The sequence below is a fragment of the Deltaproteobacteria bacterium genome, from assembly GCA_020848745.1.
GTDB lineage: Bacteria > Desulfobacterota > Binatia > UTPRO1 > UTPRO1 > UTPRO1.
The window spans coordinates 1-12,636 of the sequence record JADLHM010000141.1 but is presented as its reverse complement, the minus strand read 5'-3'; the positions used below and the strand labels follow the sequence as shown (position 1 = coordinate 12,636).

The 12,636-nt window shown below is 73.1% G+C and carries 9 protein-coding genes; 8 read left to right on the top strand and 1 reads right to left on the bottom strand.

Annotated features, from left to right (window positions below; translation table 11 throughout):
- The first annotated feature begins 26 nt into the window (after window positions 1-26).
- On the top strand, window positions 27-1,400 hold the full coding sequence (locus tag IT293_19895; protein MCC6766926.1) for a M23 family metallopeptidase: 1,374 nt from the start codon (window positions 27-29) through the stop codon (window positions 1,398-1,400).
- A complete protein-coding gene (locus tag IT293_19890) occupies window positions 1,393-2,574 on the top strand; it encodes a hypothetical protein (protein ID MCC6766925.1) in 1,182 nt (393 codons plus the stop codon). Before IT293_19895 ends, IT293_19890 begins: the two co-directional genes overlap by 8 nt.
- A gap of 9 nt (window positions 2,575-2,583) precedes the next feature.
- Here the strand turns inward: IT293_19890 and IT293_19885 are convergent, their stop codons facing one another.
- Window positions 2,584-3,342: an MBL fold metallo-hydrolase gene (locus IT293_19885; GenBank protein MCC6766924.1), complete on the bottom strand. Its 759-nt coding sequence runs from the start codon at window positions 3,340-3,342 to the stop codon at window positions 2,584-2,586.
- A gap of 1,373 nt (window positions 3,343-4,715) precedes the next feature.
- Here IT293_19885 and IT293_19880 point away from each other — a divergent pair.
- From IT293_19880 to IT293_19855, 6 genes are all read left to right on the top strand, one after another.
- Complete coding sequence (locus IT293_19880; GenBank protein ID MCC6766923.1) at window positions 4,716-5,474, top strand: thrombospondin type 3 repeat-containing protein; 759 nt, start codon at window positions 4,716-4,718, stop codon at window positions 5,472-5,474.
- Between the two features lie 96 nt (window positions 5,475-5,570).
- Window positions 5,571-5,972: a hypothetical protein gene (locus tag IT293_19875; GenBank protein MCC6766922.1), complete on the top strand. Its 402-nt coding sequence runs from the start codon at window positions 5,571-5,573 to the stop codon at window positions 5,970-5,972.
- On the top strand, window positions 5,969-10,723 hold the full coding sequence (locus IT293_19870; GenBank protein MCC6766921.1) for an NAD-glutamate dehydrogenase: 4,755 nt from the start codon (window positions 5,969-5,971) through the stop codon (window positions 10,721-10,723). The genes IT293_19875 and IT293_19870 overlap by 4 nt, the downstream gene beginning before the upstream one ends.
- Entirely contained in the window at window positions 10,720-11,049 is a 330-nt protein-coding gene (locus IT293_19865; GenBank protein MCC6766920.1) for a hypothetical protein, read from the top strand. Before IT293_19870 ends, IT293_19865 begins: the two co-directional genes overlap by 4 nt.
- Window positions 11,050-11,104: 55 nt before the next feature.
- Window positions 11,105-12,352: a class I SAM-dependent RNA methyltransferase gene (locus IT293_19860; GenBank protein ID MCC6766919.1), complete on the top strand. Its 1,248-nt coding sequence runs from the start codon at window positions 11,105-11,107 to the stop codon at window positions 12,350-12,352.
- Between the two features lie 43 nt (window positions 12,353-12,395).
- Window positions 12,396-12,636: hypothetical protein (locus tag IT293_19855; GenBank protein ID MCC6766918.1), on the top strand; the 241-nt coding region annotated here is incomplete at its 3' end.

Genomic DNA, 12,636 nt, shown 5'->3' with positions numbered 1-12,636 from the left:
GACAACGTGGCCAGCGCGAGGGTGGAGTGGGTCGCCGGCTGGTGCTCGGAGTCACGCTCGCGCTCGTCGCGTCGATCGTCTTCGTCGGGTGGGTGAAGCTCGAGCGCCGGCGGCCGACCGCGGAGCTCGCGCATCCCGTCACCGCCCTCGGCCGCGGCAGCACGATCGACGTCACGCTCCACGACGTCGGCACCGGGCTCGCGTGGAGCCGCGTCGAGGTCGAGAGCAACGGCGCCACCACCGTGCTCGCCAGCGAGACCTACCCCGCCCAGACGTGGCGCGGCAGCGGGATCTTCGAGACCACGGTCAGCAGGCCGCTCGCGCCGATCGACCACAAGCTCGGCGAGGGACCGGCGACGCTCCGGGTGTTCGCGGGCGACTATTCCTGGCTGCGCTGGCTGCGCAGCGATCCGGTGCTGCTCGAAGCGCCCTTCACCATCGATCTGAGCCCGCCGACCGTCGAGGTGCTCTCGCAGCAGCACTACCTCACGCTCGGCGGCCTCGATTTCATGCTCTACAGGACCTCGTCCGACGCGGTGAGGAGCGGTGTCGCGGTGGCGAGCTACTTCTTTCCGGGTACGGCCGGGCTCTTCGCCGACCCGGCCATCCACGCGGCGTTCTTCGCCGTCCCGCAGGACCTCGACCACAAGGCCACCGCGAAAACCGTCGCCGAGGACGCCGCAGGGAACCGGCGCGAAGTGACGTTCCACACGGTCGTGAAGCCGCGCACCTTCGCGAACAAGACGCTCGACATCGACGACCCGTTCCTCGAGCGCAAGGTGCCCGAGATCCTGAACGCGAGTCGCCTGCCCGCGCAGCCCGATCTCGTGCAGGGCTACCTCTACGTGAACCGAACCGTGCGGCAGAACAGCGAGGTGCGGATCAAGGAAGCCACCCGCACGTCGGCCGCGACGCCCAGGTGGGACGGTGCGTTCCTCCGCCAGCCGAACAGCGCGCCGCTCGCCGGCTTCGGCGATCGCCGCTCGTATCGCCACGACGGAACCATCATCGATACCCAGACGCACCTCGGGTACGACCTCGCATCGCTCCGCCAGGCTCCGGTCGTCGCGGCGAGCACCGGCAAGGTCGTCTTCGCCGACGACCTCGGCATCTACGGCGAGGCGGTCATCGTCGACCACGGGCTCGGCATCTTCTCGCTCTACGGCCACTTGAGCGCGATCACCGTGACGCAAGGACAGGAAGTGCAACGCGGCGAGACCCTCGGCCGGACCGGCGAGACGGGGCTCGCCGGCGGCGATCACCTGCACTTCAGCATCATGCTCTACGGCGTCCACGTCGACCCCGTCGCATGGTGGGACGGCAAGTGGATCCGCGATCACGTGACCGCGAAGCTCGAGCAGTACCCACGCGCCACGGTGACCGCGACGCGCGATGAGTGACGACGCCGCGGCCGGGCGCGAAGCGCTCCGCGCGGCCGGCGTCGCCGACGACGACACGACGCCGGCTGACCTGCTCGCGCTCGCCGGCCGCACCGCCGCGCTCGACCGCGCGCTCGTCGAGCGCCTGAGCACCGTCGTCGACGAGGCGCACGCCGTGGCGCTCCGCGAGCTCGCGGCAGCGGCCGAGGGCCGCGGCTGGAAGGCGGTCGCGAAGGACGCGCGGCGCGCGCTCTATCGCTTCGGGCAACGCGGGGTCGTCGCGCCGGCGTCCCCCGCCGCAGCCGTGGCCCCGCCGCGCTGGACGGCGACCGCGCTCGAAGGTTGGGTCTCCGGCATCGACGGCCGCGGCGATCGGCTGGTCCGGATCGCGCGTCCGCAGGCGGGCGGCGGGCTTCTCGTGATGACCGCCATCTTGAACGAGCCGAAGGGCCTCCGGGACGTGAACCTCGCCGAGCTGCCGCGGAAGTCGCTGCGCCGCATGCACGACGACCTGCGCGCGCTGCATCACGTCCGGATGGTCGCGATCGACGGAGCCTACGGTGACGCGCTCCTCGCGGAAGGCTACGAGCGTGCCCGCGCCGGCGGCATCGCCGAAACCGTGGGGCAGTACCCCGCGTTGCGCGCGCGCCTCACGAGTCAGCCGCCCGCCCCGCTCACGTCTCCGATGCTCGCACGCATCGCGCCGGAGGTCGCGAGCGACGCGGCCGCGGCCGCCGAGGGCGCGGCGCTGCTCGACGAAATCGACTTCGCGACGTGGCTCCTCGAGCGGGACACGCTCGCACCATATCTCGACGAGATCCGCGCCGCGCGCGCGAGCCCGATCCTGCTGAGCCGTCCCCAGCAGGAGGAGCGCGTGCAGGCCGTGCTGGCGCGCGCCGAGCGCGAGCTCTTCACCGGCGCCGCGGCGGCGTCGTACCGCCGCCGGCTCGAGGAAATGGCCTTCGTGCTGCACGCGACCGGGCGCGAGCCGAGCGCGCGCGCCGCGGCCGCGACCGCCGCGAGCCTCGAACGCGGCGCCGCATCGCTCCCCTTCTTCGCGGAGCTCCTGCGGCGGAGCGTCGGCGCGTTCGTGGTCGAGGACGACACGAAGGCGCGCGAGGAAGCGGAGGGCTCGGTGCTCGTGCGGCCGGGTCATCCGTACGGCGGTCCGCCGCCGCGCCCGCGCCGGCGCTGAGTGGCCCGCCTACAGCCGGATCTTCATGCCCTCGCTCGCGCACTCGACGCCGAGCTCGCCGCAATGCTCGCGCATCTTCCGGCCGAGGTGGATCAGCACGAGGCGACGGCACCCGAGCCGGGGCACGAGCGGCGCGAGCGTCGTCCACTCGATGTGGCGGCCCATGGGCTCGTCGTACGCAGTGCACTCGCAGAGAAAGAGATCGACGTCGCGCGCGAGCTCGAGGAAGCGGTCGTCCCAGGGCGAATCGCCGCTGTAGAGCAGCCGCTTCCCGCCCGAGGCGAAACCGACGGCGAGCGAGACGTCCTCGTCCTGGTGCGGCACGCGCACGGGATGGAGCTCGACGTCCGCGATCGTCGCGCGACGCTCGGGCTCGAGCTCCACGAACTCGAGCGCGAACGGCAGCGTGTCCGGCACCACGTCCGGGTAGAGCGTGCGTGTGAGCGCCCAGACGCGCGCCGCGACGCCGCGCGGACCGAGCACCACGAGCGGCCGCGTCCGCGGGCGCTCGTAGATCGACTCGAGCAGCAGGAAGGGCAGCCCGGCGAAGTGGTCGCCGTGCATGTGGCTGATGACGACGAAGTCGACGCGGGCGGTGTCGATGCCGTGGCGCTTCAGCGCCAGCAGGACCGTCGGACCGCAATCCACGAGGAACGTCGCCCGCGCGGTCTCGACCAGGTACGTCGCGTGCGGGTGCCCGCCGCTGCAGAACGCGTCCGAGGAGCCGAGCACGGTGACCTCGAGCTTCGGATCGTCGGACGCCGGCATGGCCGGTCTTTAGCGCCAAGCGAAGCTGCAAGGCAACGGACATGCGAGCCGCGAGTCCGTCTTCCGACGCGCGCGTCAGCTTTCCGTCACGTCGATGACGGTCGCCACGCGCCCGGCACGCAAGCGCGGGCTCGTAGCGACGACCGCGCGCGTCCCATGCGCTCCCGCTGCTGGCACCTGCTTTGCTGCGCGCCCCGTGACCCACGTTCGGGTCGCGGAGGGGTTCGATGCTTCGTCGGTCCGTTCTCGTCACGCTGCGCGTCGCGGCCGCGCTCGCCGGGCTGCTGCTCCTGATGTCGGCGCCCGCACGCGCGACGACGCTCGTCCGCATGAGCGACGAGGCGCTCACGCTCTCCGCCGACGCGATCGTGACCGGCACCGTGGCCGACGTGCACGCCGAGCGCACGAGCGGCGGCTCGATCGTCACGTTCACGACCCTCGCGGTGGAGCACGTCATCAAAGGATATCTCCCGCAGGCGACCATCACGATTCGCGACCCCGGCGGCCGCGTCGGCGACGACGAGCTGCACCTCTACGGCGCCGCGCGCTACGAGGTCGGCGAGAGCGTCATCGCCTTCCTGGGCCAGGACGGCGAGGGGTTTCTCCGCACGACCCAGATGGGGCTCGGCAAGTTCTCGGTCGCGACCGATCCCGCGAGCGGCGCGCGCGTCGCGAGCCGCTCGCTCGACGAGGACGGCGTCGTGGTCCTCGGCGGCGCGCGCCTCCAGACCCACGACCCGGCCGACCGTCGCCTCGCCGGCCCGTTCGTCGCCCGGCTTCAGGACATCGTGCGCAGTCAGCCGGTGCCGCGCATGCTGCAGCCGCTCGCGTCGGCCTCCGGCGCGCGCGCGGCCGCGACGGTCCCCGCGCCGACCGACGCCGAGGGGTTCAAGCTCTTCAACAACGTGCGCTGGTTCCTCCCCGACGAGGGCCAGCCGGTGCGGTACTACCTCGATCAGGCCGGCGACGCGAAGATCGGCTTCACCGCCAGCCAGAAAGCGATCAACGACGCGTTCGCCGTGTGGACCGGCGTACCGACATCGTCGCTGGTCATGCAGTCCGCCGGAACGACCGCGGCGACCGCAAACGGCTTCTGCGACGGCACCAGCAAGATCGTCTTCAACGACCCGTTCAACGAGGTGACCGATCCCTCGGGCTGCGGCGGCGTCCTCGCCATCGGCGGCTACTGCGCCGGCGGCGCGTCGAAGACCTTCGCCGGCACGACGTTCCGCGAGGTGGTCGAAGGCGACATCATCTTCAACAACGGCTGGAGCGGCTGCTCGTTCTGGAACGCGACCAACCTCGCGGAGGTCGCGACGCACGAGATCGGCCATACGATCGGCCTCGCGCACTCCACCGACGCGAGCGCAACGATGTACTCGTTCGCCCACTTCGACGGCCGCGGCGCCGGCCTCACCGACGACGACCGCGCCGGCGCGAGCTATCTGTACCCCGGGAACGGCGCGGGCGAGCCGACGCCGGCGCCGACGCCGACCATCGCGCCGACGCCTCCGCCGCCGGATGCCGACGCCGACGGCATCGCCGACGCCGAGGACAATTGCCCCGCGGCGTCCAACGGACGGCAGGAGGACATCGACGGCGACGGCATCGGCGACGCGTGCGACAACTGCGACGCGATGGCGAATCCCGACCAGCTCGCCACGGACGCGTGCGGCCTCCTCGTGATCCAGTCGATGCGGATCGCGATCGGGAAGGCCGCGCACGAGGACTCGATCACCATCAAGGGCCGTTTCGACGCGATCGCGGCCGCCGCGATGGCGGAGGTCGCGGGGCAAGCGCTCACGATGACGCTCGCCAAGACCGACGGCGACCAGCTGATGCAGGTGGTCGTCCCCGCGCGCGACTGGAAGATGAACCGCAACGGCACGAGCCTGTCGTTCGCCGACAAGACGGGCCAGCTCCTCGGCGGCGTGAAGAAGGTCACGCTGCACTCGCGCGACGGCGCGCGCTATACGCTCGCCCTGACCGCAGCGCATCTCGACCTCGAGCGCAGCCGCGCCCCCGAGCTCGTACTGTCGGTGGCGGTCGCGAGCGAACGCTACGTCAGCGCGAGCGGCTGCCAGACGAACCGACGCGCGAACCGCGTCGTCTGCCGCCAGAAGACGCGCTGACCGGACGCCGGCGGGCGCGAGCCGACGAGGATGCGAGCCGATCTCGCGATGCCCTCCGCTGGCCCGGCCGCGTCCCGGTTGGTAAACACCGGGGCCATGCTGGCCGGGCTCGTGGTGCGGCGCGCGCGCCGGGACGACTTCACGCGCGTACGAGCCCTGCTCGGCGCTCCGCTCGACGCGGCCCGCGCGGACCGCAAGCGCTTCCGGCGGCTCGTCGGCACGCTCCGCGAGGACCTCTACGTCGCCGAGCGGGAAGGCGCGGACGCCCTCGCCGGGCTCGTCGTGATCGCGTACGTGCGCGGGCTCGGTCCGACGACCGCGATGGTACGCGAGCTGCGCGGCGACGCCGCGGCCGTCGCCGCGCTCCTCGCCTGCGCCGGAGCGCGCGCCGCGGCGCGCGGCTGCGCGCGGATCGAGGTGCACGCCGACGCCGCCTTTCCGGTCGACCAGCCCTGGGAGGACGCGGCGCGCATCCGGCGGCGCCCGGTGACGCCGTGAGCCGCCCGGCGGCCGTCGAGACCGATCGTCTGGCGCGCATCGTCTCCCGCGTGCGCGAACGCCACGCGGGATGGGAGGACGAGGCGATCGCCGTGCTGGCCACCGCCCTCTTCAGCAAGGACGGCGAGCCCTGGGCCGAGGAGCTCGGCGACGAGGCGGCCGCCGCGGTCGCCACGCGGAGCTTCGCCTTCCTCGCGGCGCCCGGCCAGGCGCCGCGCGTCCGGACCCGCGCGGACGACGTGGCCACCGTCCTCGAGACCGTCGCGACCGATCGCCCGTTCATCGTCGACACGATCCGCAACTGCGTGCGGGCGGCGGGCATCGAGGTCCGCCACGTCCTCCACCCGCTGCTGACGACGCGGCGCGAGCCCGCCGCCGGCGGCGAGCTCGGACGGCTCCAGGGGCTCGACGCTGCGGGCGAGAGCGGCCGGCGCGAGTCGCTCGTGCTCGCCGTGTTGCCGCCCCTCGACGCGGAGCGCCGCGCCGATCTCGAGGCGAGCGTCGCCGCGCGCCTCGCCGACCTCGTGCTCGTGACGGACGACTATCCCGCGCTCGTCGCCGCGACCGAGGGGGTCGTCGCGCACCTCGACGGGTACAAGGGCGGCAGCGCGGCCTGGGACGACGAGGTGCAGGAGGTCCAGGAGCTGCTGCGCTGGCTGATCGCCGGCGGCTTCGTCTTCCTCGGGTACCGCAGCGTCTCCCTCGAGGAGCGCGACGACGTGCCGACCCTCGCGCTCGACCCCGACTCCGGTCTCGGGCTCCTCCGTCGCACGGAGCGCTCGCACTACGCCGAGCCGACGCCGGTCGCGAGCATCCCCGAGCCGATACGCAGCCGCGTGGTCGGCGGACCGCTGCTCGTCCTCGCGCGCACCACCGCCCACGCCCCGGTCCACCGCGACGTGCGGATGGAGTACGTGGGCGTCAAGAAGCTCGACCGCCAGGGTCGCGTGCGCGGCGAGTTCCGCCTCCTCGGACTCTTCACCTTCCAGGCCCATGCCGACGAGGCCTCGGAGATCCCGGTCTTGCGGCGGCGCTTGCAGCAGGTGTTGCAGGCCGAGCGCGTCGTCCCGGATTCGCACGAGCACCGCGAGATCCTGGCCGTCTTCGACACGCTGCCCAAGGCCGATCTCTTCGCGATGTCGGTCGACGCGATCCGCGGCGAGATCCGCGCGATCCTCGCGGCCGAGCGCACGCGCGAGCTGTCGCTCACGTTGCGCCCCGATCCGCTCGAGCGCGGCGTCGCCGCCACGATCGTCATGCCGCGCGACGCCTTCTCCGAGGTCGTCCGCGACCGCGTGCGCGACCTGCTGGCGACGCGCTTCGGCGGCGAGGTCGTCGAAGACCACGTCGTGCTCGGCGAGGGCGAGCACGCGCGCCTGCACGTCTCGCTCGCCGCGTCGCGTGCCCAGGTGCTGGCGATCCGGCGCGAGGACCTGCAGTGCGAGATCGCCGAGCTGACGCGCGGCTGGAACGACCGCCTGCGCGATCGGCTGCGCAGCGCGCGGGGCGACGTCGACGGTGCGGCCCTCGCGGACCGCTACGCGGCGATCTTTCCGGACGCCTACAAGGCGGCGACCGACCCGGCAACCGCCGCCGACGACGTGGCGGAGCTCGAGGCCCTCGCCGGCGGCGGCAGGACGCGAATCGCCCTCGCCGACGCCGCCGGACATCCCGAGCCCTACACCGCGCTCAAGCTCTATCTGCGGGAGCCCCTCGTCCTCTCCGACGTCATGCCCGTGCTCGAAGACCTCGGCCTGCGGGTGTTCGCGGAGAACACCGTGCTCCTGCCCGCGCTCGACGGCGCGCCCGCCCACGTCGAGACCTTCCTCGTGCGGACCGAGGCGGGCGATCGCGTGGACGTCGCGCGCGACGCCGCGCGCCTCGTCGCGACCGTGCTCGCCGTCCGCGAGGGTCGGGTCGAGAGCGACGGGCTGCACCGCCTGGTGCCGGCCGCCGGCCTCGCGTGGCAGGAGGTGCAAGTGCTGCGCGCCTACGCCGCCTACGCGGCGCAGATCGGCGCGGCGCCGAGCCCGCGGGCGTCGGTCGAGGCGCTCATCCGCAACCCGAGCCACGCCGCGCTGCTCTTCGCGTGGTTCGGCGCGCGCCACGACCCGCACGCCGATCGCGGCCGCGCCTCCGCGGCCTACGAGGCGTTCGTGCGCGCGCTCGACGACGTCCCGAGCATCGCCGACGACCGCGTGCTCCGCGCGCTCGGCAACATGGTCGGCGCGACCGTCCGGACGAGCTACTACGCCGGGCTCGCGGCCGGCCGCGGCGACACCGTCGCGTTCAAGATCGATGGCACCCGGGTCGACCACATGCCGAAGCCGCGCCCGTTGTACGAGATCTTCGTCCACGGCCCGCGCATCGAGGGCGTGCACCTGCGGGCGGGACGCATCGCGCGGGGCGGTCTGCGGTGGAGCGATCGGCGCGACGACTTCCGGACCGAGGTCCTCGGCCTCATGAAGACGCAGACCGTGAAGAACGCCGTCATCGTGCCGGTCGGCGCGAAGGGCGGCTTCGTCGTGAAGGGGCCCGTGAGTCCGCCGGCGGTGCTCGACGCCTATCGCACGTTCGTCGGCTGCCTCCTCGACCTCACCGACGACGTCGACGGCGACCGCATCGCGCGTCCGGAGGGGACCGTCTGCCACGACGAGCCGGATCCCTACCTGGTCGTCGCCGCCGACAAGGGCACCGCGACGTTCTCGGACGTCGCCAACGCGCTCGCCGAGGAGCGGGGCTTCTGGCTCGGCGACGCCTTCGCCTCGGGCGGCTCGCACGGGTACGACCACAAGCGCATGGGCATCACCGCCCGCGGCGCCTGGGAATGCGTCGCGCTCCACTTCCGCGAGCTCGACGGACGCGACGTCGCCCGCGACCCTTTCACGGTGACCGGCATCGGCGACATGAGCGGCGACGTCTTCGGGAACGGCCTGCTGTGCTCCCGCGCCGCGCGGCTGCGCGCGGCGTTCGACCACCGCCACGTCTTTCTCGATCCCGACCCGGATCCGGAGGCATCGTACGCCGAGCGCACGCGCCTGTTCGCCCTGCCGCACTCGAGCTGGGCCGACTATCGCCCCGAGGCGCTGAGCGCGGGAGGCGCGGTGATCCCGCGCGGCACGAAGATCGTCCGCCTCTCGGCCGAGGCGCGCGCCATGCTCGGCATCGCCGCCGAGACGATCGACGGCGACCAGCTGATCCAGGCGGTTCTGCGGATGCCGACCGACCTGCTCTTCAACGGCGGCATCGGCACGTACGTGAAGTCGCGCGGCGAGAGCAACGCCGACGTCGGCGACGGCACGAACGCCACCGTGCGCGTCAACGCGAGCGAGCTGCGCGCGCGCGTCGTCGGCGAAGGCGGGAACCTCGGTTTCACGCAGCGCGCCCGGGTCGAGTTCGCGCTCGCCGGCGGACGCATCAACACCGACGCCATCGACAATTCGGCGGGCGTCGACACCTCCGATCACGAGGTGAACCTCAAGATCGCGCTCCAGCCGCCGGTGGCGAGCGGCGCCATGACGACGGCCGAGCGGAACGCGCTCCTCCAGGAGCTCGCCGAGGACGTGGCCGCGCTCGTGCTCGCGCACAACCGGAGCCAGAGCCGCGCCATCTCGCGCGATCAGCGCCGCAGCGAGACCCGGCTCGTCCACTTCCGCGAGATGATGGCTGACCTCGAGGCGACCGGCCTCCTCGATCGCGCCCTCGAGGGACTCCCCGACCGCGACGCGCTGCGCGCCCGGCGCTCGATCGCCCGCGGCCTCACCCGGCCGGAGCTGGCGGTGCTGCTCGCCTACGCCAAGATGCACGCGACGCGGCTCCTCGCGAGCGACGCGCTCTGCGAGGATCCCCACCTCGAGCGCGTGCTGCTGGCGTATTTCCCGGCGCGGATGGTCGCCCGCTGCCGCGACGCGATCCGCGTGCACCGTCTCCGCCGCGAGATCATCGCGACCACCCTCACCAACGACGTCGTGGACCTGATGGGCGCCGCTTTCTTCACCCGCACCATGCGCGAGAGCGGCGCGACGGCCCCGGACGTCGCACGCGCGTTCGTGGTCGCCGACGCGCTCTCCGACGCGCGGGCGATCGCGGCGCGAGCCGTGGACGCGGGCCCGACGATCGAAACACGCATCCTGGACCTGGTGGTCGCCGGACTCGATCGCGCCGTGCGCTGGATCCTCGCCGCCTACCCGCGCCTCGGTCCGCTCGACGCGATGATCGACCGCACCCGGCCCGCCCTCGCCGAGGCGGAGGCGGCGTTGCCCGCCGCGGAGCGCGCCCGCCGGGACGCCCGCGTCGCCGCCCTCGTCGCGGAGCAGGTGCCGACGGACCTCGCCGCGGCCTGCGTCCGGCTGGAAGGGCTGCGTGCCCTCCTCGACGTCGCCCACGTCGCCGGCGCGACGAACATTCCGCCCGCGACCGCCGCCGCCGCGTACTTCGGCGCGGCCGAGATCTTCGACTTCGCGTGGCTCCGACAGGCGCTCGACGACGTCGCCGGCGAGGACCGCTGGGAGCGCCGCGCCGTCGAAAGCCTCGGCGCCGAGCTCGACCACGTGCGCCGCGAGCTCACCCGCCAGCTCCTCGCCGGCAGCGGCGAGGTCGCGGCGCGGGTCGTCACCTTCCGCCTCCGCCGCGCCGCCACCCTGGAACGCATTCGCGCCCTCCTCGCCGACCTCCAGAGCGCCGGGACCGTCACACTCCCCGCGATCATGGTATTGGTGCGCGAGCTCGGACGATTGGAGGAGGCCGCATGATCTTGAAGATACTGGTGGGGTTCCTGCTCGGGTTCATCCTGGGCGTGGCCGGCGCGGTGTTCATGGTGACGTCGGGCGCGGGCAACTACATCATCGCCGCCAACCCGCGCGTCCAGGAGCTCGAGGGAAAGATCCGCGAGCTCGAGGACCAGCGCACGTTCATGGCGCGCCGCCTCGAGGACGTCGCCGGGCGGAGCGAGCAGATGGCGCGCCGCTTCGAAGAGCTCGTCGCCCGCTTCGAGGCGGTGACGCGCGCGCAGCCGGCGCCCGCACGCGAGGCGCCGGCGGCCGACGCGCCGGTGGAAGCACCCTCCACCGCGAACTGAGTCGACGCCGCTGACGCCCCATTGTCCCGACGAGCCGGGGACGTTCGTCCTCGACGTGACCACGCTCGCCTACGGGCCGGACGCGGTCGGCCGCCGCGACGGCCGGGTCGTGTTCGTTCCGGGGGCCGCGCCGGGCGACCGCGTCCGGGTTCGCGTCGTCGAGGAGCACGGCAACTGGGCGCGCGCCGCGCTCCTTCACGTGTGCGCACCCGGTCCGGCGCGGCGCGACCCGCCGTGTCCGTGGGCGCGCGAGTGCGGCGGCTGCCCGTGGCAACACGTCGACTACGTGACGCAGCTCGCCGCCAAGGAGACGAACGTCCGCGAGTCGCTGGCGCGGATCGCCGGCGTGACGCCGCGCGCGCTCGCGCCCATCTTGGCGGCGCCCTCGGAATGGGCCTATCGCCACCGGATCCGCGTACACGTCGGCGCGGGCGGCGTCGTGGGCTACCGCCGGCCGCGTTCGCACGCGCTCGTCCCGATCGACCGGTGCCCGATCGCGGAGCCCGCCGTCGCGGCCGGGCTCGCGCCGCTGCGCGCGCTCGTCGGATCGCTGCAAACGACGCTCGAGGACGTGGAGATCGTCGCGAACGGCCGCAAGGGACTCGTGCTCGACGCCACCGCGCGCGGCGCATTCGCGGCCGCCGACGACGGCGCGATCCGCGCCTGGCTCGCCGCGACGCCGACGGCCGCGGGCGTCGCGCTCCGTGGTCGGACGTGGACGCGCCGCTTCGGCGTCACGGAGATCACGGTACGCTCCGAGATCGACGCGGCGCCGACCGTCCAGCGCGCGGGAACCTTCACGCAGGTGAATCCGGCCGCCAACCTCCTCCTCGTACGCACCGTGGTGGCGATGGTCGGCGGCGGGGCGCCCGTCCTCGACCTCTTCTGCGGCGCCGGAAACCTCACCCTGCCGCTCGCCCGCGCCGCGTCGTCGGTCGTCGCCGTCGACCAGGACCCGCGCGCCGTCGAGGACGGCGCGGCGAGCGCGGCGGCGAGCGGGCTCGTCAACGCACGCTTCGAGGTCGCCGCGGCGGACGACCACCTGCGCCGCCACGGCCTCTCCGGCGCGGACGTGGTCGTGCTCGACCCGCCGCGAACGGGCGCCGCGGCCGTCGCCGGGCTGCTCGCGCGCCTCGCGCCCCGACGCATCGTGTACGTATCGTGCGATCCGACGACGCTCGCGCGCGACGTCCGCACGCTCGCGGGCGCCGGCTTCGTCGTCGCCCGCGTGCAGCCCATCGACCTGTTTCCGCAGAGTCCGCACGTCGAGACGATCCTCGAAGCCGTATTGACTGCTCCCTAGCCCGCTTATACGGTCCCGTTAGCCGATTCTGTTCAATCCGCTGATGGCGAACGACGACAAGACCGCACGTGCGAAGGTCACGATCATCTCCGGAAAGGGAGTGTCGCAGACCATCAACTATCTGCTCGAAGACCGTGACGAGCTCGAGTGGGTGGTCGCCGTCGGACGCAACAAGAGCGGCGAGATCTTCTTCTACGACACCGGCGGCGACATCGTCGAAGACCTCGGCACCCTCGAGTACCTGAAGCAGCGGATCATCCGCGCCCACTTCGGCGACGAGCCGG

Excerpts from the sequence above, each read along its gene's own strand:
- IT293_19890 (MCC6766925.1), top strand. The coding sequence starts at position 1,393 with ATGAGTGACGACGCCGCGGCCGGGCGCGAAGCGCTCCGCGCGGCCGGC.
- IT293_19885 (MCC6766924.1), bottom strand. The coding sequence starts at position 3,342 with ATGCCGGCGTCCGACGATCCGAAGCTCGAGGTCACCGTGCTCGGCTCC.
- IT293_19880 (MCC6766923.1), top strand. The coding sequence starts at position 4,716 with ATGTACTCGTTCGCCCACTTCGACGGCCGCGGCGCCGGCCTCACCGAC.
- IT293_19875 (MCC6766922.1), top strand. The coding sequence starts at position 5,571 with ATGCTGGCCGGGCTCGTGGTGCGGCGCGCGCGCCGGGACGACTTCACG.
- IT293_19865 (MCC6766920.1), top strand. The coding sequence starts at position 10,720 with ATGATCTTGAAGATACTGGTGGGGTTCCTGCTCGGGTTCATCCTGGGC.